This window comes from Rheinheimera baltica (genome assembly GCF_030731985.1).
Classification (GTDB): domain Bacteria; phylum Pseudomonadota; class Gammaproteobacteria; order Enterobacterales; family Alteromonadaceae; genus Alishewanella; species Alishewanella baltica.
Genome location: NZ_JAPJDY010000003.1, coordinates 321,778 through 348,654 on the forward strand (window position 1 = coordinate 321,778; position 26,877 = coordinate 348,654).

Consider the following 26,877-nt stretch of genomic DNA (forward strand, 5'->3'; position numbering starts at 1 on the left):
GTGAGCGTGGCATCGTTATTTACGGCATCTCGCAAGGTGCCGCCATTGGCAGCCAGGGTGCCAATGCTAATACCATCTGTGTCGCTATCGCCAGCTTGCACGGTATAGCGGAACAGTATCGCCGAGGTACCGCTACCACTGAGGTAGGTAGCCTGGCGGGTTGTCGCGCCGACGGTAATGGCCAATTGCGGCGTACCACCGCCGGTGTTTACCGTGACGTTTTCATTAAAGTTAACTGTAAAATCAAGGTTTTGCCCACTAACATAAGTGGCATTAGCCGGTACGGAAACAGAAGCAACAGCAGGCGGCGCGGTATCTATAGCGTAATTGTTTGAGTTTGTGGTGCCTGTGCCTGCATTGCCAGATAGATCAGCTACACCGGTATTATCCAGCGTAATTACATTGGTGCTGGCGGTAACGTTACCGGTTGGCGTGAAGGTTGCTGTCCAGGTAATGCCACCGTCGCTAGAACTCAATGAACTTACTATGCCATTGGCAGCTGATAGATCGGCGGTGGTAAAACCGGTAACGGCTTCACTGAACGTGAAGGTCACCAGCGAAGTTTCACCAACTTTTAATGCGGTATCGGCGACCACTATAGTTGCTGTTGGCCGCAAAGTGTCAATGGTAAAATTGCCAGAATTGGTGGTGCCGACACCAGGAGTCCCCGAGCTGCTTACCCCGGTCATATCAACAGCAATAAGGTTGGTAGTATCCTGGACGCTGGCATTTGGTGTATAGGTTGACGTCCAGGTGATGCCGCCATCTCCCGAACTAACATTTGTCATTGACCCGTTAGGGATGTTTAGATCGGCATTGGTGAAACCCGTAACAGCAGCAGAAAAGGTGAAAGTAACCGTGGAGGTTTCACCTATGCTCAGGGCCGAGTCAGATAGTCCGATACTGACTGTGGGCGGAGCAACATAACTGGTATTGGTTGTGCCTCCACTCGTGGTGTGTATCTGTGAGGTTGACACACCAACGGCACCGTTTGCGCTGCCGCCATTAAGCGTAATGCCAATTCCGCCAGCGGCGCCAAAATTTCCCGTTGCCAGTGAGGTGTTGGTACTGGAGTCTATCTGTACTGTACCGCCCGCATTCCAGATGGCACCAATACCAGATCCGGCATCACCGCCGTTGGCGCTGCTAACAGCTGCGCCGCCACCACCACCACCGCCACCGCCCGCGCCGACGTTGTTAGTGATATTGCTACTGGTGATGGTGAGTAAGCCAGTATTGTAAATACCTCCCGCCGCGTTACCGCCGCGTCCGCCACCATAGCTATAACCACCTCCACCGCCACCGCCACCGATGCTGATTGAGCCATTATTGGCGGTACCGCCAACGCCACCATCGGTGTAGCCACCTCCGTAGTTTCCACCTGCACCGCCGTTAAACGTGCCGCCACGCCCGACCAGGTTACCAAAGCCAGCACCGTCGCCCCCCGCGCCTGCCGAGGGCAAACCTGCAGTATGTGTCGGATTAGTGCCGCCGGCACCGCCAAAAGTCGTGCCGAAACCACCACCACCGCCACCGGCACCGCCACCACCACCTGCACCGCCGCCGCCACCACCACCGCCAGCTGCTTTTCCTGCGGTGATGGTAGAGTTAGTAATTATGAGCGTCCCGGTATTGCGGATATTGGCACCCAGTGCATCGCCACCAGCAAGTCCGACACCGTTGCCTGGGGTATTACCACCGTTGCCGGTCAAGAAACCGTTGCTAATTGTCAGGCCACTGATAGCGACTTCTGAGCCTGCACCCGATGATGCAACATCCAGTACCCGCGTAAGGTTATTGCCGTTGAGCGTAAAGCCGCCGCCGACAATTGACATAGTCTTGCCATCGGTGACATTGATTGAAATGGCGTCAGCTGCTGAAGCGAAGCTGATATTACCGGTTAAAGTGATCACGTCGTCGAGGCCATCGCTGCTACCCGAAGCAATAGCAGCTTTAAGTTGTGCAACAGAGTTAACACTGATTGTTGCCAGGGTGTGATCATAATTTTCTAGCCGGTTTGCCAGCAACGCCCGGCTACTTTCAATATTACCGGTGGTAATCTCCAGATCCCAATTCCCGCCAGCAGCACCACCGCCGGTTTTATCATTTGATGCTGCAATCTCGGCGCCGGTTAACTGCGACAATTGCGTCAGAAATTCAGCCCCTTTTGTGCCATTGGCAACATCACAACCATAAAGCTTGATATCGCCATTTTCCGTTAAAGCAGTACCTATAGATTTTAACTGGTTGCTGTACTGGCTTATATTTTCGGTCGACAGTGGCTCATTGCCCAGTAGTAGTGAACCTGGATTGCCATGTGAAATGATATGAATGGTGGAAATATTGCTACGCTGTCTTACATAGTTTGCTAGCTGTGCGATACCACTACTGTGGTCGTGTATAAAAATAACTTCGGTACCTGGCTTTACAGCTTTGAGAATAGTGTTCACGTCTGGTACGCGAGAATCTATAAATACTAACTCTGAGCCTGTATCTGCTGCACCAATATAGGCTGCGGCTTGCGCGTTGTCGGGAATGCCGGAAAGCGGCAGAGCGAGGGCCATCTGCACTGAGCTGGCAAGCAACGTTGTAACAAACAGCGTTTTGCATAGCGGCTTTGAAACAGTGGTAACGTGATGTTTAACTGACATAATGCTTTCCTGCAAAGTTATTGCTGCTTAATTCGGATTACGTTGGCTTGGCTGCTGGTATCCTGATCCCAGAAATTCATTGCAGCGTAGCGTTCAAATAAATCGGGGGGTAATATGGTTTGTCGGGCTGCAACAGCAACCTTGCTGCGTATGCGGTGCAGGCCAGACAAACCAATGTTTTGGTCAAATTCGGGCGTGTCAAACGCGACATCGTCAAAACGGTGTTCAAACCACGGTTCATCGATAAACTGGTAAATTAATTTCAATACTTTTTCCGGTGCCTCGGTTAGCAATTGATAATCAACCAGTAATACAGAGTTGGCGTGAGGGCTATAATATGCCTCTTTCAGCGCTGACCAGGCAAATCCCACCATACGATTAGACATTGCTAGCGTGTCTGTGCGGCTATATACCGTATTGCGTTCAGCCTCATCATTAAACAGCCGGCTGTTTTCAAACGGGTCGGCATTATAAAGCCGTTCTAAACTGTCCATGATCCAAGCGACGTTTCGCACGCAAGCGATGACTTTACTTTGTGGGAATAATTTTTGCAGCAAAGGTACCCGAGCGCACCACAAACGGTTGGTGTCGAATATAACCCGCTTATCCTGTTGCTCGGCATAATAGCTGTGAAACAGTCCTTGCAACAATGTTTGGCGTTGTGCCGTGGAAACCAAAGGTGCGTGTTCACTGCCGGCACTGAATTGCTGCAGCATACTAGTTAGTAATGGTGCTACCGGACTGGAAATGCCAGCGTAAAATGCTGGGTTTTGGCGTAATATTGCCGACAACAAGGTAGAGCCTGACCTAGGTAAACCAGAGATAAAGTGAAATTTTTGCGACATGGTTAGCTCAATTGGCTCATCAGTATATATTTCAGCCTTAATTGTTAACAACGTCAAGCTTAATTCAGTTTATATTCAGCTAACTTGCAGAATGAGAATTGTTCCGGCTATGGTAAGCAGTGCTCCCAGCCAAGCCCCCAAAGCTGGGGCGCGTTTATACACCAGCCACAATAGTGGTAATATGATAACCGGGCTTACCGATGACAGAATGGCCACTAAGCCAGCATCACCATAGCGCAGTGCATACAGGATTAACGTCATTCCCAGAACCATTGATAAGGCCGCGTTAGTCAGCACCAGTAAAAATACCTGTTTGGTCATGGGTAAATACGCGCGCGCAACTTGAAAGCCCAGCATAAAAATAACCTGATGCAGCACAAATGCGGTTGTCATGCGTACCGCGCTGGCGGCAATAGCGTCGATATCAGTTTCCATTAACGGTTTTAGCATTAGCGTGGCAACCGCCTGGCATAGTGCGGCCAGCAAACCTAAGGCGACGCCAGATTTTAGTTGGCTTTGGTTGGCTTCCCAGGCATGTTGTTCGGTTTTACGTTTGCCAAAAAATATCGCAATCATCACGCCGCTCATCAGCAGGCTGCTGCCTGTTAGCGTCCAGCCCCATTGGCGTTCACCAAGAAAAAAGTAAGCCAATACCACTGAAAATAAAGCATGGGTGGCAAACAGCACGCCGGCACGGCGAGGGCCGAGGCGGTTCATTGAGGCAAACAGGGCGGTGTCGCCAATAAAAATACCAATAACCCCTGAAACGATGAGTAAGCTGCTACTGCTTAGCGACAAACTTTGCCAGCCGCCGGTGTAAGCGGCAATGCACCACAGCATAATTCCTGCACACAACATGCGCCAACGGGTAAAACAAAACGCCCCCAAATGCGTAGCGGCCTGTGCTGACAATAAGCTGCCAAGCGCCCAGCAGGCCGCGGCAAGTAATGCTAAGTATTCGTAAGACAAAAGGTTAGCCGACATAGAGCAGGTAACGTATTATAAAACTGACATAGTAAAACACCAGCGAATAACCACCTTAAAGGAGCATTGGGTAACTTATGACCGCATCATCACGGCATGCTATGCGCCACAAGCTGGCGATACAGTTAGACCCGGAGCTTAGCCGGCAAGATGGCTTAACGCTACTGAATATGTTTATCGCCCTGGTGATTGTTGTTGGTATTGTGCTGGCGGTTTTACAAACTGAGCCCATGGTGGTTACGGGCAATGAGCACTGGTTTCGTTATTCTGAGCTGATATTTGGCTCTATATTTTTGCTGGAATATTTAGCCCGGGTATGGACCTGTGTCGAGAATAGCAAGGTAAAAAGCCGCTGGCATTACATTTTTAGTTTTGTGGCCATTGCTGATTTATTGGCGGTAACGGTAGCGTTTTCGGTCTATCTGGGTAACGGCGGGATATTACTGCGGTTGTTATTGCTTATTCGGGTGTTGCGTTTGGCCAGGTTAGGGCGGTTTTCCATGGCGATGGATTGCATTATAGAAGCGGTTCGTAGCCGTGGATATGAGCTACTGGTTAGCGCTATTTTTGCCGCAGCGTTGTTGTTGATGTCGTCAACGCTACTTTATTTGGTGGAAGGCCCGCATCAGCCAGAGGCGTTTGGTTCTATTTTACGCAGTGCCTGGTGGGCGGTTGCCACACTGACAACAGTGGGTTATGGCGATGTTTATCCGGTAACCGCGTTGGGGCGGGTGTTAGCCGGTTTCACGGCGATTACCGGGGTGTGTATTATCGCAATGCCAACCGGGATCCTGGCCTCGGCATTTAGTGATGCCATACAGGTGGCGAAAGAGCGTCATCGCAAACTGCCTAAAATTCTGGAACGGGATAAAGACTGAGACTAACCCCCTAACACCACAGCGTATTAACGGGTTTTAGCGCTTTTTGGGGACCCAGGCCCAGGTCATTTTCGCTTGTACCGGTTCAATATTTGCGCTGTCGGTAATGGTCACGCTTACTGTAACTTCGCCTTTGTCATCGCTATGCATGGCGGCAATTTGCTGTTCTGTAAGCGTAGCAACGGCGGTTAAGTCTCCGGTAGAGCGTTTAACATAGTCAATTTGCATCTGTTTTAGCAGCGGCAGTTTGCTGTCAGGTAAATGAATGCCAACCAAAAAACCGGTAGCAGATTCGGCCAATAAACCTGTGGCGGCGGCATGTACTGAACCAATATGGTTTTGCGCTTTTTTACGGTTTTTAAGTCGTAGGACTGAGCGGGAGCCTTTCAATTCCAATACTTCAACCCCAGCAGTGCCAGCAAATTTAATCACCCGGCCAAATACCGTGCTTAGCGCAAAGGCCTGTAGCGATTTTGGTAGTTTGTAGCATTTGGTAACGATTCGCTGCAGTTTATTCGGTTTTATCTGGCTCATTGTGGTCTGACCTGTTGTGGCTTTTGCGCACTATGCCAATAGCCAAGGTGAAATGCAAGCCGCTGCTCGTAGTAGTTTGCCGCAACGGTTTGGTGCAGCTCGGTTTGGTGCATCAATCAAAAAATTCCGGAAGATAAATAACGATCTCCGCGATCGCAAATAATCGCCACTATAACGGCATTGTCATGCTGCTCGGCCAGTTGTATCGCGGCATGCACAGAGCCGCCGGAGCTAACGCCGGCAAAGATGCCTTCTTCACGCGCTAAGCGACGCATTGCAGTTAATGCATCGTCCTGAGTAATATCGATAATCTGATCGACACGGCTTTTATCAAAAAAACCGGGCAGGTAAGCTTCCGGCCAACGCCGAATGCCCGGAATACTGGCGCCTTCAGCCGGTTGTAGGCCAACAATCTGTATTGCTGGGTTTTGCTCTTTTAAATAACGCGACACACCCATAATAGTGCCGGTGGTGCCCATGCTGGATACAAAATGCGTAATCTGCTGCTGGCTTTGCTGCCAAATTTCTGGCCCGGTACTGGCGTAATGTGCTGCCGGGTTGTCCGGGTTATTAAACTGGTCCAGCACAATGCCTTTGCCATCTGCTTGCATTGCCAACGCTAAATCACGGGCGCCTTCCATGCCTTCTGCTTTCGTCACCAGAATAAGTTCAGCACCATAAGCACGCATTGAACTTTTGCGTTCTTCCGTAGCGTTATCCGGCATAATCAGCGTCATACTATAACCTTTAATCGCTGCAGCCATGGCTAAAGCAATACCGGTGTTGCCACTGGTGGCTTCAATAATGCGATCACCGGGTTTTATTGTGCCGCGCGCTTCGGCTTGCACAATCATATTCAACGCTGGACGGTCTTTTACCGAACCAGCCGGGTTGTCACCTTCCAGCTTAAGCAATACCGTGCTGTTGGTATGAGCGGCCATACGTTGTAATTTTACCAGCCGTGTTTGGCCGACAGAGTGTTCTATGCTGTTGAAATGCATTTAAGGTTCCGTTGTCATATGAGTCATGGGCGCTTCAGGCTGACATAAACCAGCTTGTTCAATGCTGAGCGAAGTTGGATATTGACTTACTAACCCATGTTGGCTTAAGAATTTGTTAAATACGGGCAATAAGCTCGCTTGCGGATGGTTTATATTTACCGCCATGTGTAATGTTTTCAGTTCGTATTCGGCACTATTAAACTGCAGTGACTGTGCCATTTCTGCCAGGTCTGGTTCGGTTTGCAGCAAATATTTCATCACATCATAGTCAATGACTGCACCATCGAGTCTTTGGTACCCGACACGGAGTAAATTCTGTTTATCGGTCAAACTGGTTTTAACGGTTAACCTTTGCTGCTTAATCATTTGGTCAATGGTGGTGGTATTAACATAATCTTGTACTACGCCCAGAGTATAGTTTTGTAGATCAGCGCTTGAGCTTATTTGTAGCGGAGCGTTTTTGTGTTCAACCAAGCCTACATGGCTATAGCCAATACAACCCGATAAGCGCAAATCGTCATCATGTAGTGGGTATTCTGGGAAGTAAGCTAAATATTTCGGCGTTTTGCCTGTGCTAAGTTTAACCGCGCGTGACCAGGGTAAGTAATCAATTTTAACGACATAGCCTAATTGGCGGAAAATTTCGCTAACCAGTGCCGTGGTCTTGCCACCGTCAGGTAAGTGTTGTCCTGTAAACGGAGGCCACTCCAATGAAGCCAAATAGACCACATTAGTTGTCTCTTCTTTTGGCGTAGGACTTACCGCCAACACTGACTGAAGCGGTATAAACAGGCACGAAATGGCATACACTACCTTCGCAAAATCTAACATTACTGCATCCCAATTTTAGCGTTACTGCGTTGTTTGCAGCCTGGCTAAGTTGTCGCAAATAATTGCTGTGGCAATGCCGACATTCAGAGATTCAGCACCGCCAAAAGCAGGTATGGTAATTCTACGGCCAATGAGTGGTTCCAGTTCAGCACTGATACCGTTGGCTTCATTACCTAAAACAACATAACCGCCAGAATGTTGTAAGCGTAGCTGATGTATTGAGTCGCCGCCCAGATAAGCGCCAAAAACAGGTAGAGTAGCCGCCGTTAAAAGCGGTGCCAGCGGTTGGTAGTGTAATGTTACACGCAAAAATGAGCCTTTGGCAGCAGCGATAACTTTTGGGTTGTAACAATCCGTGGTGTCGGGTGAACAAACAATATGTTTGATACCATACCAGTCAGCAACGCGGATAATAGTACCAAGATTACCCGGGTCGTTGATCTGATCCAGTACCAGTACAAAGCCGTGACTATGTGCTACAAAATCGGTTTGTGGCGGCATTTTTACCACCGCCAGTGCTGCGTCGTTACTGGTAAAAGTACCCGCTTTTACCAGTTCATCGGCGCTGCATTGTTGTACCAGCGCCGCTGTTTTCAGTTGCAGCGGGTAGCGTTGTAAAAACACTTCAGTGCCAAACACGGCCTCGACCTGCCAGGTAGAGGCCAGTAGTTCTAATACGGCTTTTTCGCCTTCTACAAAAAACAGCTGTTCGGCTTTACGGTATTTTTTTTGCTGTAACGAGCGGATTAACTTGCTCCACTTTTGGCTGATCATTTAGTGAATACCTGCTTACCGTTAACCCAGGTTTGCTCTACCTCTGTCTGCCACAGCTGCTGCGGCGGAATATTATAAATATCGCGGTCTATCAGAATAAAATCGGCCCAGCTGCCCGGTGCCAGCGTGCCCATGCTATTTTCCTGAAAGGCACCGTAAGCAGCATCAACAGTAAACGAGCGCAGCGCTTCGGTTAAGCTGAGTTTTTGTTCCGGCAGCCAGCCGCCTTCGGGTTGGTTATCCTGGCTTTGCCGGGTAACAGAAGCATGCAGGCCGTGAAACACGTTGGCCAGCTCTACCGGAAAATCCGAGCCGCCAACAATAATGCTGCCCTGGTCGACAAAGCTGCGCCAGGCATAGGCACCACGCAGGCGTGCTACGCCTAAGCGATCGCCGGCCATGTTTTTATCTGAAGTAGCATGCACCGCCTGCATGGCGGGTAGTACATGCAGTTTGGCAAAACGCGGAATGTCTTTGGGCGACACAATTTGCGCATGTTCAATACGATGGCGGCTTGATGCGCGTTTATCTTCCGGCACTAACTGTTCAAAGCGGTCCAGTGCTAAACGGTTGGCTAAATCGCCTATAGCATGCACATTGGTTTGAAAACCGGCGTCGATGGTCAGCTGCATAATTTGCGTCAGTTTATCCGGCTGGGTAACCAACAGGCCTTTTTGTGATGGCTGGTCGCTGTAGGGGTCTATTAAAGCGGCACCGCGGCTGCCCAGCGCGCCGTCACCGTAGATTTTAACCGAACGGATATCGAGAAAATCTGTCGGATCGTCAATAATGCCAGCCTCCAGCCATTGTGGCAGCTGCGGATCGCGCGCCGATAGCATAGGGTAAATACGCAGCGGCAGTTTTTGCTCGGCCGCCAGTTGCTGAAACAGCTTAACGGTGTCGGTGTCTACGCCGGCGTCATGCACGCTGGTAATACCCAACGCCAGCAGGTGCGAAAACGCCACATTCAGTGCTCGGCGTTTCGCGTTTTCATCGGCAGGCGGAATATGTTGCTCTACCAAGGCCATGGCGTTGTCTATTAACACCCCGGTTGGCTTGCCTTTACTGTCGCGTATGATCTCGCCGCCCGGGGGGTCTATACTGTCTTTAGTAATGCCGGCCAGCGCCAGTGCTTTGCTGTTAGCCCAGCCAGCGTGCGCATCTACCCGCTCCAGGTAAACCGGTTTGTCGTTAACGGCTTCATCCAGTAGTGCCGTGGTAGGAAACTGCTTAGTCGGCCACAATACCTGGTTCCAGCCGCGGCCGATAATCCACTGTGCGTCTTTATTTGCTTCAGCAAACTTTGCTACCCGGTTTACCGCATCTTGTTCGCTGTTACTGCCGCGCAGCTCTGCTACGGCTAAATATTGCCCCAATCCCAGCACATGGCCATGGCCATCAATTAAGCCAGGTAGCACGGTTTTACCTTTGCCATCGCGTTGCATTGCTTGAGTATATTGTGCCGCAAGAGCAGCATCACCACGAGCCAAGATTTTGCCCGTGCTGTCGTCAAACACCAGTACACTAAAAGGCTGTAATTGTCTGTTGGCATCAAAGCCATAACCGTTAATATTGGATAGCACCACCGGGGCGGCTTGAACACTGGTAATAAATAAAGCAGACATCAGGCTGGCTAAACGAAACATAAGGCATTGTCCTTGTTTGTATTTGTCGCCAACTATAGCAACAAAACCGCACCAGAGGAATCTGGTGCGGTGTGAAGTAAAAGCAAGATGTTACTGTTGCAAGTCGGTCGCGAGCTTAATCCGTTCTGCTGTATCCGGATGAGTGCTTAGATATTTAAGCAGCTGATTTGACGTGCTGGCGTCAGCACTGCTGGCTTCAAGTAATGCTGACATCGCATCGGCAAAAGCTTTCGGTGATTTACCCAGTACCTGCAGTTGTGTTAGGGAAAAATTATCAGCTTCTCGTTCCATATCGCGAGAAAACGCATTTTGTAATAGCGCCGTACCTGAACCTAACAGTAAATCTGCTACGCCGTCCGGGCTACCAAACAAAATGCCAATAACCAATGTCGCACCGAGCGATTGCGCGACCATTCGCACACTGTGCTGGCCTTCAACGTGTCCCATTTCATGCAACAGCACCGCCAAAATAGCATCTGGGTTGTTTTGTAACAGGATAACAAGGTCATCGGTCATCACCACAGTGCCATCTGGCAGAGCAAACGCATTTGCACCAAAGAAGTCTGACTTGTACAAATGCAGCTGGTAGTTTTTATTTGTTAATGGCAGTTTTTGCAGCGCCATTTGCCAGTGGTAATGCACAGTTGCTTGTGCACTGGCGGATAGCTCTGTCGGTTTTAGCGTTGTTTTTTGCAAAGTATAAAAGGTTTGTTTACCCATTTGCTGCTTAACGCTATCAGGAACCAGGGGCACGGCTGCACTGGCCATTATTGGCATTAGGTCGAAAATTATCCACCATAGCAAAAGCGGCGACAGTAACACCGCCGCAACGATAGACAATTTATGGCTTTCTAACCTGGCCGCCCAACCGGAAGATCTGGCTTGAGAGGGCCAGCGAAAATGGGCATCGTCAGGTAAAAAAACGGCACCGTCACGTAAACGAAGTTCAACCGGCAAGCCCGGTATTATGGTACCGTAACGGTAGTCAGCTGCCGCAGACTCAGACAACACATCACCCGATTGCTGACAGCATATCTGCAGTTGTTGCTGGTCGTTAATGACCGCAACAGCAGCATACAAAGTGCTGCTGCCCGCATGTTGATACTGGCCAGTAACGTTAGCCACGGTGTTCATTAGGCTATTGACACATCAACGTCAAACAGGCCGGCAGCTTCTTCGCCAAATGCGCTATTTTCGCTTTGCTGTTCATCAACTAAGGTATCTATCTGAGGATAGATAATCAGTGAAGTTACCGAGGCCAAATAACGTGCTTTACGCACTTTAGCCCACGGATAAGCCAAGCCTAGCGTCAAGACTATTGCAACAAGGTTAGTTAACGTCAGCATCAGGAAAGGTAACACTTCCATCTTAGATTTAAATTTGGCAATGCCAGGCAACTCTGTGCGCTCAAACAGATGATTACGAATCATGCAATGGTAAATAGCCCCGCTTAACGTAAAAGCGAAAAAGTATGCTACAAACACGGCGACGGATGTCATTAACGCCGCAGCTGAAGCATTACCACTGTCGGTTACTGCCATCAAAATTCCGAGTACCACACCGATAATGGCTACAACGGTCATCACGCCAAACACAATAGCAGCAGCGACTAATGCAGCAATATAGTAAGAGCTGGTGTCAGTTGTTACCTGCATTTTCTTGCCACCGAAACTGGTATTGCTACAGATGTAGTGATCGATTTTTTTTAATGCCCATGGCAATGCCAAATATAAAGTGAAAACAGACAATATTGGCAACAGTATGAAATACTTAAAGGCACCCAGGTAATCTCCGTGAAATGCAAAACGCACATTACGGTAACTGGTCATACGCAAATTGAACTTTAGGCTTTGCACTACTAGCCAGGGTGATACAAACATAAACAGGATTGCCAGTACTACAGCCATGACGGGCGATAGGTAAGAAATGGCAAAGAATAATGCAAAAATAACAATGGCAATAATACGGCCTTTTAAAATTTGCATTGGGGAGGCCAGGTAGCGAAACGGCTGTTTTTCTATTTGCGTATGGCCATAAAAGTACTGCCGGGTACGCACTGTCGCCCAAGCGCTATAAATACCCAATGTCACTATGCTAAGCAGCAAATTAACAATCCAGATGCCAAAGAATTCTCCGCCTTGACCGGAAAATACGACTTTACTGGCACGCTGTGGTTTGTTTTCAGCAGATGCTGCGTCATTGCTAACTGAGTTTTCCATTGTACAACTTCCTTTTTTGTTATTCGTATGTAACGCAAGGGACGCATTATAGCGATAAGTTAAGGGTTGTTTGCAATGAATATTTATTGAAAAATTAACGAATGTCCTTCTATATTGAATATTCAAGACATAGCAATGTAAAGTGTTTTTAAAACGTACACCCAATAGAGTCCTGTTTCTTGAAGTGCTACATGCTGTGGTACCTTGATTATGCTAATTTTGTTCATTCAGCGTTTAAGCCGAATTGCCGCCCTGGCATAGTTTGGCAGGATCCAGTAATGACATCAGTTCTGTACGGCTGTAGCTCGTATGTTCTAATGCTACATCTAGCACTGGCCGCTGTTGTTGATAAGCTTGTTTGGCAATCTCGGCGGCTTTTGCGTAGCCAATAAGTGGGTTCAGTGCGGTTACTAAAATGGGGTTCAATGCCAGCGGTTTACTGATGTTATCTTCCTGCACGGTAAAATCTTTAATAGCCTGCTCGCTAAGTGCGGTGCAACCATTTGCCAGTAAACGAATACTATGTAAAAGGTTTTGGGCAATAAGCGGTAGCATGACATTCAATTCAAAGTTGCCAGATTGACCTGCAACAGTAATGCAGCAATCGTTGCCAATAACCTGTGCACAGACCATGGCAACGGCTTCTGGGATCACCGGGTTTACTTTTCCCGGCATAATTGAAGAGCCTGGCTGTAATGCTGGCAGCGAAATTTCACCTAATCCGGCTAAAGGCCCTGAGTTCATCCAGCGCAAGTCGTTACTCATTTTCATTAGGCATACTGCGAGAGTTTTTAATGCGCCTGACACAGATACGGCGGTGTCTTGCGAACCAATAGCAGCAAAAAAATTAGCGGCTGGGCTAAAAGCTAAGCCGGTGTTGTGGCTTAATTGTTTGCAAAAGGTGGCAGCAAATGCCGGATCGGCATTGATACCGGTACCCACCGCCGTGCCTCCTTGTGCTAGCGCTTGCAGTAAGGTTAATTGTTGCTTTAGCTGTTGTTCAGCTTGATGCAACTGTGCTTGCCAGCCGCCCAATATTTGGGAAAAGTTTACCGGCATTGCATCCATTAAATGGGTGCGGCCTGTTTTCACCAGATGACCAATTTGCTGCGCTTTCTCAACTAATTGTTGCTGGAGTTGTTGTAGTGAAGGCAGTAATTGTTGCTGCACTGCCAGTGCTGCGCTGATGTGTATCGCGCTGGGAATCGTATCGTTGCTACTTTGCCCCAGATTAACATGATCATTTGGACTAATGTTCTTTCCTAATGCCTTACTGGCCAGTGTGGCGAGCACTTCGTTGACATTCATATTCGTGCTGGTGCCTGAACCGGTTTGAAACACGTCTATTGGGTAGTGCCGTAGGCTGGGTTGCGGTTTGGCAAGCTCACTTAATTGTTGATCTGCCGCCTGACAAATTGCTGTACTAATGTCGGCATCCACTAAGCCCAGCTGCAGATTCGTTTCTGCCGCCGCTTTTTTTATCTGTAACAAAGCCTGAATAAAATCGACGGGTAGCGTTTGGCCACTTATGCGAAAATTCTGCACCGCGCGCTGGGTCTGAGCCTGGTAAAGTGCGTCAATTGGCACATTAAGTTTGCCCATACTGTCTTGTTCTGTGCGGGTTTGCATGGTAGTTCCTCTTGTTGGCTGTTACTTATGCTTTAAGTTGTAACGGCTTTAGGCTTCTGCTGCCAGCTTTGATAGACATTTCGTGGAGATAACGTTATAAATAATGACATTAAAACCGACATGCTGATATTTCAACCTGCCAGATGTTGTAAAGGCAACCTATCTTCTACACCTATTCAACTTTTTATGGATATCAATAACTTAATCTGTAAAATTGGTGTGGCCGTTAGCAATATCAGTCTGGTTAATTAGAAAAAGGAAGCGCGCCAGCTATGACACTCTTGTGGATTTTACTTTTGCCACTGCTGGGAAGCTTGGTTCCCGTGTTTACTGCACGTTGGAATAGGAGCGCCTGCGCACTGGCTTCCGCCATCCCTCCCGCCTTGGCGTTAATGTTGCTGTTGCTGCACGGACAGCAGGTTTTTGCTGGCGAAAGTTTACGTTTCTTTGCTTCCTGGGTTCCGCAACTTGGGCTAGACATCACCATAGTGCTGGACGGTTTGGCATTTTTGTTCAGTTTGTTGATTTTGGGCATTGGCCTGTTAATTATCCTGTATGCACGTTACTACCTGTCTGAGCGTGATTCCATGCCACGGTTTTATGCCTATTTGATGCTGTTTATGACGGCGATGCTGGGCATAGTACTCTCGGGGAATTTGTTGCAACTATGGCTGTTTTGGGAATTAACCAGCATTAGTTCTTTTTTACTTATTAGCTTTTGGTGGCATAAAGCGGAAGCGCGTCGTGGTGCCCGAATGGCACTAACGGTAACAGGGGCCGGCGGTTTGGCACTGTTGGCTGCCTTTTTGCTTATTGGTCAGATAGTAGGTAGTTATGATTTGCAGCAGGTGCTTAATAGTGGCGAGCTGATTAAGCAGCATAGTTTGTACCCGTTACTGCTGGTTTTATTTTTACTGGGCTGTTTTACCAAGTCGGCGCAATTTCCGTTTCATTTTTGGTTACCTAATGCGATGGCCGCTCCTACGCCGGTAAGTGCTTACTTACATTCGGCTACAATGGTTAAAGCCGGTATTTTCTTGCTGGCGCGATTTTACCCGGCATTATCCGGCACGGAACTATGGTTTATTCTGGTGAGTGTTACGGGTTTGGCAACCTTATTAATAGGCGCTTATCTGGCACTATTTAAGCACGATTTGAAAGGCTTGCTGGCGTACTCAACTATTAGTCATTTGGGTCTTATTACGTTGCTATTTGGTATGGGCACTGATTTGGCTGCCGTTGCTGGCTTGTTTCATATTATTAATCACGCCACTTTTAAGGCGTCATTATTTATGGCGGCGGGTATTATTGATCATGAATCCGGTTCGCGAGACATGCGTAAACTAAACGGTTTGTGGCAATTTATGCCCATTACTGCCACGCTGGCCATGGTTGCCGCGGCAGCCATGGCTGGCGTACCGTTGCTAAATGGTTTTTTGTCGAAGGAAATGTTTTTTGCTGAGACGCTACACCAGCATTTGTTGGGTTCATTGTCATGGGTGATCCCAGTATTGGCGACAATTGCGGCCATATTTTCTGTGGCTTATTCAATGCGTTTTATTCACGACGTGTTTTTCAATGGCCAGCCCAAAGGGCTAACTAAGACGCCGCATGAACCGCCGCGCTATATGCGCGTGCCAGTAGAAATACTGGTAGCACTGTGTATTTTGGTGGGCATTTTCCCCGGTTATATTATTGGTGATTTGCTGCATGCTGCGTCACTGGCGGTGTTGCCCGCTAAAGTACCGGAGTATAGCCTGGCTATATGGCATGGCTTTAACCTGCCGTTGTTGATGAGTGTGGCCGCATTACTGGCCGGAACCTTGATTTACGTTAATCGCAAACATTTGTTTGATTTTCAAAATACCTTGCCTGAAGTTGATGCTCTTAACAGCTTTGAGCGTGGCGTAAAACAGTTTGCGGCACGTTGCGACAGGCTTTATCAGTGGTTAGATAATGGTTCGCTTCAGCGCTACATGACATTGGTATTGCTGAGTTTTGTATTGCTGGCCGGTTTGCCGCTTACCCACCTTACAACCTTGTGGGGGGGTAGGGAGGAGTTACCCATTGATGCGGTAAATGCAACCGGGGCAATAATGTTACTTATTGCTGCCTTTGCGACTGTTGTTTGGCATCGAAAGCGGGTTATTGCATTGCTGATGATTTCAGTGGTAGGCCTAATGGTATCAATTGCCTTTACCCGATTCTCCGCTCCAGATTTGGCGCTGACCCAGCTTTCAGTGGAAGTGGTGACGATTATATTACTGATGCTGGCGCTATTTTTCTTACCGCACAAAACACCTAAACAATCTGAATCCTCAAGAGTGGTAAGAGATTTAAGTATAGCCAGTATGGTAGGTGTTGTTGTTGGCAGCTTGAGTTATGCGTTAATGACGCGGCCATTTAATAGCATCTCAGACTTCTTTATTGCTAATGCCAAAACCGGTGGCGGTGGTACAAATGTGGTCAATGTTATTCTGGTTGATTTCCGCGGCTTTGATACTATGGGTGAAATAGCCGTATTAGGTATAGCCTCGTTAGGTATTTTTAAACTCCTAACCCGTATTCCTCTGTTTAAACCTAGCAGTGACGGAGAGGGCAGGCCCTGGGCTGTTGAGAGGCACTCTTTATTACTTTCTACCGTTTCGCAAAGCTTACTCCCCTTGGCTGTAATGGTGTCTATTTACATTTTCTTCCGGGGGCACAACTTGCCCGGTGGCGGTTTTATTGCCGGTTTGGTGACTGCGGTTGCGATTATTTTGCAATACATTGCTCACGGTGTGGATTGGGTTAAAGAGCGAATGAATGTTGAATATCAACGAGTTGTTGCTATTGGTTTGCTGATTGCACTGGCTACCGGTATCGCAAGCTGGTTGTTTGGCCGACCATTTCTTACATCATGGTTTGATTATTTTTCGATACCTGTGCTGGGTAAAATAGAACTGGCAAGCGCTATAGCATTTGATTTGGGTGTCTATGTTACCGTTGTTGGCTCTACGCTATTAATTTTGGCCAATTTGGGCAAAATGACTACCGCACACCGGCCAGTACATAAGGAAACGATTTAATGGAAACATTGTTTGCCTGCTGTATAGGCTTTCTCACCTTCTGCGGCATTTTTCTGATGCTACGAGGACGAACCTTTCCGGTAATGTTGGGGTTAACCATGCTGTCGTATGCTGTTAACTTGTTTATTTTTGCCTCGGGCCGTTTGACATTGCGTGGTGCAGTCGTGCTTGGCAGCACAGAACATTACGCAGATCCATTGCCTCAGGCACTTGTGCTAACTGCCATTGTTATTGGTTTTGCCATGACTGCATTTCTGGTGATTCTGGCTATCAGGGCACGGGCAGATCTTGGCAACGATCATGTTGATGGAAAACTGCCTAACATGGGCGCAGCTAAGAGGGAGAGTCGCTGATGTGGCATTTAATTATGTTGCCCGTAGTACTGCCGATGTTAACCGCATTAATCATTATGCTGCCTCCGGTGCATTATTCTCCGTCTCGTCGCAGATGGGTTAGTATGGTATCCAGTGCGTTGCAGCTGGTATTGGCAGTACTGTTACTACTACAGGTGCAGCAAGCGGGCTTTATTCACTACGCTGTGGGCGATTGGCAAGCGCCCTTTGGTATTATTTTAGTGGCTGATAATTTGTCAGTCGTGTTGGTGTGTTTAACCGCCTTCCTGGCTTTTGGTGCGATTTGCTATGGTAGTGCCGGAGAAGATGAGAAGGGCTCCTTTTTCCACCCTTTGTTTCAGTTTCAGGTAATGGGCATAAATGGTGCCTTTCTTACCGGAGACTTATTTAATTTATTCGTGTTTTTTGAGGTGCTGTTGATTGCATCCTATGCCTTGTTAATTCATGCCGGTGGTAAAAATAAAACCAAAGCGGCAGTGCATTATGTGGTGTTAAATCTTACCGGTTCGGCCATCTTTCTCTTTGCGTTGGCAGTGTTGTACGGCACCTTAGGTACATTGAATATTGTTGATATGGCACAGAAAGTGGCCACCTTGCCTGCAGAAGATCAGATGTTGGTTAAATCCGGCGGCTTGATGTTAATGATTGTGTTTGCTTTAAAAGCCGCGGTACTGCCCCTGCAGTTCTGGCTGCCTGCAACCTATTCTGCAGCTTCCGCTCCGGTAGCGGCTTTATTTGCAGTAATGACCAAAATAGGTGTTTATGCGCTGTTGCGTGTATATACCACTATATTTGGAGCGGATGCTGGTGAACTCAGCGGTATGGCCAATGATTGGTTATTACCTGCAGGGTTGGCGACAATTGTGCTAGGCGCGATAGGTGTGATGGCTAGCCACGATTTTCGTAAGTTGGTGGCCAATTTAGTGCTGGTGTCAGTGGGCACCCTGGTAAGTTTGGTGGCACTGCAAACTGAACAGTCAGCTGCTGCCGTATTGTATTACAGTGTGCATTCAACCTTGGTTACCGCTGCGCTATTTTTGATTGCTGATGTTATTGCAAATCAGCGCGGCAAAGCAGCAGACCGGCTGGTATCAGGGCGCCGTGTTACTCAGCCTATTATGTTGGGGATCATGTTTATGCTCGGTGCGATGTCGGTTGCCGGTTTACCGCCACTATCCGGCTTTATTGGTAAGCTCATGTTACTACAATCCGTAACGGATCCGGCGAAGCAGGTTATAGTATGGACTACCATTTTATTGTGTAGCTTATTAGTGATTATTGGCTTGTCTCGTGCCGGTAGTACATTATTTTGGCGGGTTAGCGGCACTGACTCGGGTGGTGATAAAGCCGCACCACTACAAGTATTTGCTATAAGCTGGTTGCTTGTTGCCAGCCCATTGCTTGTTATATTTGCGGGGCCTTTAACGGAGTTGTCGCAGCAAGCGGCAGTGCAGTTGTACGACACCCAGACGGCAATAAACACGATTCTTGGGTCGCAAACTATTGTGGGAGATGGGCTATGAGGTTAACGCCTAAATATCGTTGGTTACCAACACCATTTCGTAGTTTGTTATTGTTTATGGTCTGGTTGCTGCTAAACCAGAGTATTGAAGCCGTACATCTGTTTTTTGGGGTTATCCTGGCATTATTAATTCCGCTATTAACTTTACGTTTTCGCGAACCTCAACCGTTAATAGAGCGGCCATTATTAGCGCTACGCTATATTCTGCTCGTTATTGCCGATATTGTGACGGCCAACATTCAGGTGTCTATGCTTATTTTAGGCCCGAAAAGGCGTTTAAACCCCGCTTTTGTGCGGGTGCCGTTAGATTTACAACATAATTTGCCGATTACTATATTAGCCAGTACCGTATCTATGACACCAGGAACGGTGAGCGCAGAAGTGTACCCAAGTGCTGAGTTATTTGTTGAAGGTGAGCCAATGCCTCAGCGCTACCTGTTAATTCATGTGCTTAATTTAACAGATGAAACTGAGCTGATTGAATCAATTAAGCAGCGGTATGAAATGCCGTTAAAGGAGATTTTTCAATGCTAGATAAGGTGATTATGTTGGTATTCGCCATGATCAGTATCGCGTTACTTCTTAATCTATGGCGTTTATTGCGCGGCCCAAGCTTACCTGACCGTATACTAGCGCTGGATACAATGTATATAAACAGCATTGCCTTGATTATTCTTTATGGCTTATTAATGGGATCGCCGCTGTATTTTGAGGCAGCATTACTTATCGCAATGTTAGGCTTTGTCAGTACCGTAGCGGTGTGCAAGTTTTTGCTACGTGGCGATATTATTGAATAGGAGACACTGATGCAACATTGGATGGAATGGGCGGTGGCGTTCTTCTTACTGCTAGGCGGCTGCTTTGTATTGATTGGCTCTATTGGTTTAACCAGAATGCCAGATTTTTTTATGCGTTTGCACGGCCCTACTAAGGCTACAACGCTGGGAATGGGGGGGATTTTACTCGGTTCTATTTTTTTCTTCAGTTTAACCGGCGAAGTGAGTGTCCATGAGCTGTTAATTACCATATTTCTGCTTATTACCGCACCTATCAGTGCGCATATGCTAATTAAAACGGCGTTACATCATAAGTTAACCGCGATTAGCAAAACCCGGGGTTTAGAGACAATAGAGCCAGCTCAGCGAAAAGCCCACGACAGGAAAAAGCCTTAAGGGTATTTACGATTCGTCAAAACCGTTTTTAATGAGATCCACCACCGCGCTGAGTGCTTGCTCGGCGTCCTCACCGTTGGTGCAAACTTGCAATGTTTTGCCTTTGCTACTGGCCAGCATTAATAGTGCTAACACACTGCTGGCGTCTGCGCTTTTTTCTTCTTGTACCAGCTCAATACGGCATGAAAATTTTTGGCACAGTTGTGCTAATTTGGTTGCAGCACGGGCATGCAATCCAAGCTGATTAACTATTGTGACGGTTTCACTGCATTTCATACAGTATCTGTCTTGTGGTGATGGCGTACGAGTTCACGATGGCGAATTTGAACATCATCACGCGAGCTGCGGTAACTTTCTGCCAAACTTTCAGCCATATATACTGAACGGTGTTGTCCGCCGGTACAACCGATTGCAATAGTAAGGTAACTGCGGTTGTTCCGCTCTAAATGGGGTAACCAGGTACTAATAAAACTATTAATTTGCCATATATATTTTGCTACTACAGGCTCAGATGCCAGATAGTCTTTTACTGGTTGGTCTAGTCCGGTTAATGGTTTTAAATCAGGCTCCCAATGTGGGTTAGGCAGAAAACGCGCGTCAAATACAAAATCTGCATCTTTGGGAATACCATATTTAAAGCCGAAAGATTCAAATAAAATCACTAAGCGGCCAGACTTCTGTCCTAAAATACGCTCACGCAGCTGCTCTGCTAGCTGATGCACGTTCAAATCTGTGGTATCGATATATAAGTCAGCGCGGCTGGATATCGGGTCTAATAATTGCTGTTCTTGTGATATAGCTTCGTCTAACGACATCGCCTGATGCGACAGCGGATGCAAGCGGCGGGTTTCACTAAAGCGCTTTATCAGGCTAGCGTGATCGGCATCAAGGTACAGAATGGTTAAGTCCAACTTACGTGGCAGGTAAGACAAAATTTCCGCCAGCTCGTCAGGGTCTTGTGGCAAATTGCGTACATCTATACTCACTGCAACTCGCTCGTACTGCCCCATCACGGTTGTTGCCAACGTAGGTAATAAATTTACCGGAATATTATCAACACAGTAGTAGCCAAGGTCTTCCATTACACGCAGTGCGACTGACTTACCCGAACCGGAACGACCACTGACAACCAAAAGTTTCATTTTTCAGTTTCCAAAGCACTGTATTCCATGAGTAGCTGATATAACTGGCTGTTAGTGTCAGCATGACGAATTTTTTTAGTTAATTCTTTTTGGCTGAGTAACTTGGCTATACCTGCCAGTGTGCTCAAATGCGCCTGACATTGCTCTTCTGGGATCATAATAGCGCAGAATATATCAACCGGTTGATTATCAATAGCATCAAATGGGATGGCTTCTTTACTGACGACAAACACTAATATTGGCTTTGTTACGCATTTTAGTTTGCCATGTGGTATGGCTATACCTCCCCCGATACCGGTTGAACCCAGTTTTTCTCGTGTCATCAGGGCTTCTAGAATACTGTACTCTGACATTTCTGGAAGTTGTTGGTGCGCCAGTTCAGCAATGTATTCAAGAATGCGTTTTTTGCTGTTAAAAAGAACTGCACTTTTAGTGCAGTTCTCGGCAAGCATTGAAGTTAAGTTCATCATCTTCTAATCAGTGTCGGGAAATTTTCTCTTTATGCTTGATAACCTGGCGATCTAGTTTATCTATCAGCTGGTCTATCGCAGCATACATATTTTCATCTTCAGATATTGCGAAGACTTCACCACCGGTTAAATGCAGTTTGGCTTCAGCAATCTGCTTTAATTTTTCCACGTTTAAGATCACATGTACATTGTTTATATGATCAAAGTGTCGTTCTAGTTTGGCAAATTTACTGTCTACGTATTGTTTTAAGGCTGTGGTGATTTCAACATGGCGACCAGTTAGATTGATTTGCATAGACATATTCCTTCTTTTAGGCTTATTTACAGCAAGGTCTTGCGTTGATTTGACGGTGGGATATACAAGGACTCACGATACTTGGCTATGGTACGCCGTGCTACGTTAATACCTTGCTCCAACAGAATCTCGGCCATTTTACTATCACTTAACGGTTTGGCCGGATTCTCTGCCGCCACTAATTTTTTAATAAATGCGCGAATTGCAGTGGAGGAACATTCGCCACCGCTCTCAGTACTAACATGACTGGAAAAGAAGAATTTAAGTTCAAAAATACCTCTTGGTGTGTGCATATACTTTTGCGTCGTTACTCGAGATATGGTGGATTCGTGCATTCCAACCATCTCTGCAACGTCGTTAAGCACCATCGGTTTCATCGCTTCTTCGCCGTGCTCAAAAAACGCTTGTTGCTGTTGCACGATGCAATTAGCCACTTTTAACAGTGTTTCATTCCGACTTTCCAGACTTTTTAGAAACCACTTCGCTTCTTGCAGATGAGAACGGATAAATTGGGTGTCTGCACTGTTCTTAGCGGTTCGCGACATTGCAGCATATTGCTGATTTATTCGAACTTTGGGCATAGCGTCAGGGTTTAGTTCAACCTGCCAACGCCCTTTTACTTTAATGACACTGACATCAGGAACAACGTATTGTTGTTCTTCACGGATGACGTCAGCGCCAGGTCGTGGGTTCAGGCTATGTATTAGCCGCATCACTTCCTTTAACTCATCTTCTTTGAGTTTAGTCACACGCATGAGAGAACGAAAGTCACGATTGGCTAAAAATTCTGTATGATCCCGAATCATACTCCGTGCTTCCTCCAAAAACGGGGTATCTAGGGCAAATTGACGCAGCTGAACCAGCAAACATTCCTGTACCGAACGAGCGCCTACACCTACAGGGTCAAAAAGTTGAATGCGTTTTATGACGGCTTCAACTTCATCGGCTTCTATATCGTCAAGCCCAAGTGATTCAAGAATGTCGTCACAACTGATGGTTAGCAAGCCATTGTCATCAATAGCTTCAATAATAATTTGTGCGATGGCAAGGTCGGTATCTGAAAATGGTGTTAGTTGCATTTGCCAGCGCAAATAATCTTGCAACGTTTCACTGGTTTCTCCCTGATACACCATATCATCTTCGCCAGAGCCGCTTCCAGCGCTCACTGGAGCTGCACTTACTAAATCGTCCCAGTTATTATCCAGAGGTAAATCCTCCTGGATATTCTGCTCAGTCATGGAATCGCTGCTGTCTGGTTCGTTGGGCTCGTAGCTGTCGTCAGAATGGTTATCGTCACCAGAGCTGTCATTGTCTGCAGTGTTATGTTCTGCGTTGTCTTTGGTGTCTTTGGGGTCGGCAGAAAAGCTATCGTATTCGTCTTCTGCTTCAAGCAATGGATTAGCATCCAGTGCTTCCTGAATTTCTTGTTGCAACTCAATCGTCGACAATTGCAGTAGGCGTATTGCCTGCTGTAATTGTGGCGTCATGGTTAGCTGCTGTCCTAAGCGAAGTTGCAAAGAGGGCTTCATCTACTTCTACCGTTCTCCTGAATGACACGCTGTGAGTTATTTTGGCTAACTATAGCCTGAATTGCTCACCGAGGTATACATCGCGAACCTTTTGATTTGCCAGTACGTCTTGTGGTGGGCCAGCTGCAATGAGCTCGCCATGACTAACAATATAGGCAATTTCGCACACATCAAGGGTTTCGCGTACATTATGGTCTGTTATTAATACGCCGATACCCCGTTGGCCAAGGTGCTGGATAATTTTTTTTATATCTAAAACTGAAATAGGGTCAACGCCGGCAAAAGGCTCATCTAACAAAATAAATGCTGGATTGGCAGCCAGTGCTCTGGCTATTTCAACACGGCGACGTTCACCACCGGACAAGCTCATGCCCAGGCTGTGCTTAATATGACCGATATGAAACTCTTCTAACAGGTCATCCGCGATTTCTTCACGTTGGGTGCGGCTGAGGTCTTTACGGGTTTGTAAGATCGCAAGTAAATTGTCGTGCACAGTTAGTTTGCGAAAAATCGAACTTTCTTGCGGTAAGTAACCAATACCTTGTCGGGCGCGGGTATGAATCGGGTCGAATGTAATGTCTTTATCATTCAGACTTATACTGCCTTTATCTGAAGGTACCAGGCCGACAATCATGTAAAACGTAGTGGTTTTACCCGCGCCATTGGGCCCCAGTAAACCGACAATTTGCCCCGCGTTAACTTCCAGGCTGACATCTTTAACAACCTGGCGCCCTTTATAGCTTTTCGCCAAATGTGATGCGATTAACTTCATGGATTAGTTTTTTCCTCAGGCGTGAAAATTGTTGTTACACGCTTGGTCTCGTTACTCTCAGCGCTAAGCTGTTGCTTTTCGACGTTATATCTGATGACCGATGCTTTTACCACGCTACCACTTTGCGTTAGTTCTGCATCGCCGGTCAATGTTAGCGTGCGACTCGAGGGTTCATAGCGCATTTCCGCCGCTGATGCAGTAACCGGTTTTCCATCGGCAAGAAGCTGTGAATAACGCACCGGGGTGCCAGTTGCAACATAAACTTCTTTGCCTTTACCTGCACTGGCATTTATTTCTAGTTGATCTGCTTTCATTTGCATTGATCCCTGAGTGATCAATACGTTGCTACGATAGGTTGCTACGTTTTCTGCAATTGAAACCAGATTATCTGCATCAATTTGGATTTTCTGTGCATAGTCCGGCTCAGCGGCAAACACCGACATGCTGGTAAGAAATAAAACGACAATAAGGTTAGTCTTCATTTTGATATACCGTGTGCTCGTGCTGTAATAATTGAAAAGTTTTTTGGCTTAAATCGGCGTCAATACCGCTACCTTTAATATAAAAGCCTTTCCCTTGAATCAACACGGGTTGATTATTCTTCAATTTGTTATCAGGAAACAACATTTCAAGTCTTTCCGTCTCGATTCGCTCTATCAGTTCGTTAGGCTCCAGGCTATCGATACTCACTTGTTGCTCCAGAATAACCTTGTCTTGTGGGAACCATACTGCATACTGACTGCTGGCTTGCCAGCTAGGTTGGTGTTGGTTGTTATACAGCGTATATACAGGCTTTTCAAACTGAGTAAATCCAAGTAGCTCAAAATGCTCAAGGCGTTCAGCGCTTACGGTGTCAACGAGGTAGCCTTCGACATCAAACAGCCGGCGCGTAATGTTTTGTGCAACGTAATCAGGTAATAGCTCCTGATCGGTTTGCAAAGAGTCTGAATCGTCAGTTGGTTGAAACCACAGGTATGCTGCAGTGCCTGTTAACAGTAGGACGACAAAAATAAGTAGTTTTCTCATGAACTACTACCGTCAAATAAACCAAATTTATTTTGGCTTATCAGTAGCAAATCTGCCAGCTCACGCACGGCACCATACCCGCCTGCGATACTAGTGACAAAATGGGCATGTTTTATTAAGTAAGGATGGGCGTCGTTTACTGCTACTGCTAAACCGCAATGTTGCATAACTGTCCAATCTGCTAAGTCGTCGCCAATATAGGCAATGTGTTCGGGTTTAAGTTGCAGCTTTTGCTGTAATTCAGCAAACGCGCCCAACTTGTTCTCCTGTCCCTGATAAATGTAGGGCACGGTTAATGACGTCATACGCTGTTGTACTATAGCTGAATTACGCCCAGTGATAATGGCAACTTCTATACCCGCTTGGCGTAATGCTTTAATACCAAAGCCATCTCTAGTATGGAAAGCTTTTAATTCTTCGCCGTTATTGCCCAAATAAATACGACCGTCAGAGAACACGCCGTCGACATCACAAATTAACAACCTGATAGCGCTGGCTTTAGCGCATATATCGTCAGATACCGGATGATATAACTCATTAAACAATGACATCTACAGCACCCCTGCTCGTAGTAAATCATGCATGTTCATCGCGCCAATCGGATGGGCTGCGGCATTTACGATTATCATGCCGTTAATTTTCTTTTGCTGCATGATTTGCAAGGCCTCTGCTGCCAGCATTTCTGGCTTTGCAGTTATGCAGTGGCTAGTCATGACTTCGTCAATGGTGTTGCTATGAATATCAAAACGTTGATCAAGAATACGGCGTAAATCGCCGTCAGTGAAAATACCAACTAAGATGCCGTTAGCATTTACAACAGCAGTCATACCTAAACCTTTTTTTGATATTTCCAGTAAGGCATCTTTAATGGTGGCAGCTTGCGGTACAACCGGCACCTGTTCACCAGTGTGCATAATGTCTTCCAAGCGCAGCAAGAGTTTGCGTCCCAGACTACCTCCGGGATGCGATAAGGCAAAATCATCCGCTGAAAAACCTCTGGCGTCTAGCAGTGCAACGGCTAACGCATCGCCCATTGCCAATGTTGCTGTGGTACTTGCTGTCGGTGCGAGTCCCAGTGGGCAGGCTTCTTGTTCTACTTTTACACACAGGTGAGCATCAGCAAGTTTAGCCAGTGTTGATTTGGCATTGCTTGTCATGGCAATGAGTTTAATGCCTAAACGCTTTATCACCGGGATAATTGTGAGTACTTCTGCCGTTTCACCCGAGTTTGAGATCGCAATAACAACATCGTCGCCAGATAACATGCCAAGATCACCGTGACTGGCTTCACCAGGGTGAACAAAAAACGCGGGCGTACCTGTAGAAGCTAACGTTGCAGCAATTTTGTTACCTATATGCCCGGACTTTCCCATGCCTGTTACTATGGTTTTACCTTTGCTGTCGAAAATTAGCTGGCAAGCTTGATTGAAATCAACATCAAGGTATTGGTGTAGTTGTGCTACAGCTTCAGCTTCAATTTTCAGCACTTCTGCAGCGCGGATACGAAAGTCAATCATCATATTAGAGTCCAGACAT

General features: G+C 47.0%; 28 protein-coding genes. 7 read left to right on the forward strand and 21 right to left on the reverse strand.

Annotated elements, in window-relative coordinates; genetic code table 11:
* The 3 genes from ORJ00_RS06840 to ORJ00_RS06850 form a co-directional block, all read right to left on the reverse strand.
* Nucleotides 1–2,651: Ig-like domain-containing protein (locus ORJ00_RS06840; protein WP_306139372.1), on the reverse strand; the 2,651-nt coding region annotated here is incomplete at its 3' end.
* A gap of 17 nt (nt 2,652–2,668) precedes the next feature.
* Nucleotides 2,669–3,496 carry a sulfotransferase family protein gene (locus ORJ00_RS06845; protein ID WP_305976060.1) on the reverse strand — a complete coding sequence of 276 codons (828 nt, stop codon included), beginning with the start codon at nt 3,494–3,496 and terminating at the stop codon, nt 2,669–2,671.
* 75 nt (nt 3,497–3,571) lie between these two features.
* Nucleotides 3,572–4,480, reverse strand: a complete 909-nt coding sequence (locus ORJ00_RS06850; RefSeq protein WP_306139374.1) for a DMT family transporter — start codon at nt 4,478–4,480, stop codon at nt 3,572–3,574.
* A 77-nt stretch (nt 4,481–4,557) separates the two neighbouring features.
* On the opposite strand from ORJ00_RS06850, the gene ORJ00_RS06855 reads away from it, so the two are divergent.
* Entirely contained in the window at nt 4,558–5,358 is an 801-nt protein-coding gene (locus ORJ00_RS06855; protein WP_306139375.1) for a potassium channel family protein, read from the forward strand.
* 36 nt (nt 5,359–5,394) lie between these two features.
* Here the strand turns inward: ORJ00_RS06855 and ORJ00_RS06860 are convergent, their stop codons facing one another.
* The 8 genes from ORJ00_RS06860 to ORJ00_RS06895 all read right to left on the reverse strand — a co-directional run bounded on the left by ORJ00_RS06860 (nt 5,395) and on the right by ORJ00_RS06895 (nt 13,992).
* The gene (locus tag ORJ00_RS06860; RefSeq protein ID WP_306139376.1) at nt 5,395–5,892 is read right to left on the reverse strand and encodes a DUF4442 domain-containing protein; all 498 of its coding nucleotides are present in this window, start codon (nt 5,890–5,892) and stop codon (nt 5,395–5,397) included.
* A gap of 116 nt (nt 5,893–6,008) precedes the next feature.
* Nucleotides 6,009–6,893: a cysteine synthase CysM gene (cysM, locus tag ORJ00_RS06865; protein WP_306139377.1), complete on the reverse strand. Its 885-nt coding sequence runs from the start codon at nt 6,891–6,893 to the stop codon at nt 6,009–6,011.
* Nucleotides 6,894–7,724, reverse strand: coding sequence for a substrate-binding periplasmic protein (locus ORJ00_RS06870; RefSeq protein ID WP_306139378.1), 831 nt, complete (start codon nt 7,722–7,724; stop codon nt 6,894–6,896). It abuts the gene before it with no gap.
* A gap of 21 nt (nt 7,725–7,745) precedes the next feature.
* The gene (locus ORJ00_RS06875) at nt 7,746–8,498 is read right to left on the reverse strand and encodes a TrmH family RNA methyltransferase (RefSeq protein ID WP_306139379.1); all 753 of its coding nucleotides are present in this window, start codon (nt 8,496–8,498) and stop codon (nt 7,746–7,748) included.
* Nucleotides 8,495–10,144, reverse strand: a complete 1,650-nt coding sequence (locus ORJ00_RS06880; RefSeq protein ID WP_306139380.1) for an amidohydrolase — start codon at nt 10,142–10,144, stop codon at nt 8,495–8,497. Before ORJ00_RS06880 ends, ORJ00_RS06875 begins: the two co-directional genes overlap by 4 nt.
* A gap of 90 nt (nt 10,145–10,234) precedes the next feature.
* Nucleotides 10,235–11,269: a M48 family metallopeptidase gene (locus ORJ00_RS06885; protein ID WP_037053608.1), complete on the reverse strand. Its 1,035-nt coding sequence runs from the start codon at nt 11,267–11,269 to the stop codon at nt 10,235–10,237.
* Between the two features lie 8 nt (nt 11,270–11,277).
* On the reverse strand, nt 11,278–12,363 hold the full coding sequence (locus ORJ00_RS06890; RefSeq protein WP_027669966.1) for a YjgN family protein: 1,086 nt from the start codon (nt 12,361–12,363) through the stop codon (nt 11,278–11,280).
* A gap of 234 nt (nt 12,364–12,597) precedes the next feature.
* Nucleotides 12,598–13,992: a class II fumarate hydratase gene (locus ORJ00_RS06895; RefSeq protein WP_306139381.1), complete on the reverse strand. Its 1,395-nt coding sequence runs from the start codon at nt 13,990–13,992 to the stop codon at nt 12,598–12,600.
* Between the two features lie 272 nt (nt 13,993–14,264).
* Between ORJ00_RS06895 and ORJ00_RS06900 the strand changes: the two genes are divergently transcribed.
* From ORJ00_RS06900 to ORJ00_RS06925, 6 genes are read left to right on the forward strand one after another with little or no spacing between them, the layout of a single operon-like run.
* Nucleotides 14,265–17,060 carry a monovalent cation/H+ antiporter subunit A gene (locus ORJ00_RS06900; RefSeq protein WP_306139382.1) on the forward strand — a complete coding sequence of 932 codons (2,796 nt, stop codon included), beginning with the start codon at nt 14,265–14,267 and terminating at the stop codon, nt 17,058–17,060.
* Nucleotides 17,060–17,413 (forward strand): Na+/H+ antiporter subunit C, encoded by a 354-nt coding sequence (locus tag ORJ00_RS06905; protein ID WP_027669963.1) that lies wholly within the window; start codon nt 17,060–17,062, stop codon nt 17,411–17,413. The genes ORJ00_RS06900 and ORJ00_RS06905 overlap by 1 nt, the downstream gene beginning before the upstream one ends.
* On the forward strand, nt 17,413–18,936 hold the full coding sequence (locus ORJ00_RS06910; protein ID WP_037053568.1) for a monovalent cation/H+ antiporter subunit D: 1,524 nt from the start codon (nt 17,413–17,415) through the stop codon (nt 18,934–18,936). Before ORJ00_RS06905 ends, ORJ00_RS06910 begins: the two co-directional genes overlap by 1 nt.
* Complete coding sequence (locus ORJ00_RS06915; protein WP_305976074.1) at nt 18,933–19,469, forward strand: Na+/H+ antiporter subunit E; 537 nt, start codon at nt 18,933–18,935, stop codon at nt 19,467–19,469. Before ORJ00_RS06910 ends, ORJ00_RS06915 begins: the two co-directional genes overlap by 4 nt.
* The gene (locus tag ORJ00_RS06920; RefSeq protein WP_027669960.1) at nt 19,463–19,732 is read left to right on the forward strand and encodes a K+/H+ antiporter subunit F; all 270 of its coding nucleotides are present in this window, start codon (nt 19,463–19,465) and stop codon (nt 19,730–19,732) included. Before ORJ00_RS06915 ends, ORJ00_RS06920 begins: the two co-directional genes overlap by 7 nt.
* Nucleotides 19,733–19,741: 9 nt before the next feature.
* On the forward strand, nt 19,742–20,107 hold the full coding sequence (locus ORJ00_RS06925) for a Na+/H+ antiporter subunit G (RefSeq protein WP_305976076.1): 366 nt from the start codon (nt 19,742–19,744) through the stop codon (nt 20,105–20,107).
* Between the two features lie 6 nt (nt 20,108–20,113).
* Here ORJ00_RS06925 and ORJ00_RS06930 read toward each other — a convergent pair whose 3' ends face one another.
* Genes ORJ00_RS06930 through ORJ00_RS06975 form a run of 10 tightly spaced genes read right to left on the reverse strand, consistent with a single transcriptional unit; the run spans nt 20,114 to nt 26,861 of the window.
* Entirely contained in the window at nt 20,114–20,383 is a 270-nt protein-coding gene (locus ORJ00_RS06930; RefSeq protein ID WP_306139383.1) for an HPr family phosphocarrier protein, read from the reverse strand.
* Nucleotides 20,380–21,249 (reverse strand): RNase adapter RapZ, encoded by an 870-nt coding sequence (gene rapZ / locus ORJ00_RS06935; protein ID WP_027669957.1) that lies wholly within the window; start codon nt 21,247–21,249, stop codon nt 20,380–20,382. Before rapZ ends, ORJ00_RS06930 begins: the two co-directional genes overlap by 4 nt.
* A complete protein-coding gene (gene ptsN, locus ORJ00_RS06940) occupies nt 21,246–21,719 on the reverse strand; it encodes a PTS IIA-like nitrogen regulatory protein PtsN (RefSeq protein WP_027669956.1) in 474 nt (157 codons plus the stop codon). Before ptsN ends, rapZ begins: the two co-directional genes overlap by 4 nt.
* A gap of 7 nt (nt 21,720–21,726) precedes the next feature.
* Complete coding sequence (hpf, locus tag ORJ00_RS06945) at nt 21,727–22,014, reverse strand: ribosome hibernation promoting factor (protein WP_305976082.1); 288 nt, start codon at nt 22,012–22,014, stop codon at nt 21,727–21,729.
* A gap of 26 nt (nt 22,015–22,040) precedes the next feature.
* Complete coding sequence (locus ORJ00_RS06950; protein WP_306139384.1) at nt 22,041–23,543, reverse strand: RNA polymerase factor sigma-54; 1,503 nt, start codon at nt 23,541–23,543, stop codon at nt 22,041–22,043.
* A 49-nt stretch (nt 23,544–23,592) separates the two neighbouring features.
* Nucleotides 23,593–24,315: an LPS export ABC transporter ATP-binding protein gene (gene lptB / locus ORJ00_RS06955; protein ID WP_027669953.1), complete on the reverse strand. Its 723-nt coding sequence runs from the start codon at nt 24,313–24,315 to the stop codon at nt 23,593–23,595.
* A complete protein-coding gene (lptA, locus tag ORJ00_RS06960; protein WP_305976086.1) occupies nt 24,312–24,797 on the reverse strand; it encodes a lipopolysaccharide transport periplasmic protein LptA in 486 nt (161 codons plus the stop codon). The genes lptB and lptA overlap by 4 nt, the downstream gene beginning before the upstream one ends.
* Entirely contained in the window at nt 24,787–25,341 is a 555-nt protein-coding gene (gene lptC / locus ORJ00_RS06965; protein ID WP_027669951.1) for an LPS export ABC transporter periplasmic protein LptC, read from the reverse strand. The genes lptA and lptC overlap by 11 nt, the downstream gene beginning before the upstream one ends.
* Nucleotides 25,338–25,892: a 3-deoxy-manno-octulosonate-8-phosphatase KdsC gene (gene kdsC / locus ORJ00_RS06970; protein ID WP_306139385.1), complete on the reverse strand. Its 555-nt coding sequence runs from the start codon at nt 25,890–25,892 to the stop codon at nt 25,338–25,340. Before kdsC ends, lptC begins: the two co-directional genes overlap by 4 nt.
* Nucleotides 25,893–26,861 (reverse strand): KpsF/GutQ family sugar-phosphate isomerase, encoded by a 969-nt coding sequence (locus ORJ00_RS06975; RefSeq protein ID WP_306139386.1) that lies wholly within the window; start codon nt 26,859–26,861, stop codon nt 25,893–25,895. It lies immediately after the preceding gene.
* Nucleotides 26,862–26,877 lie beyond the last annotated feature (16 nt).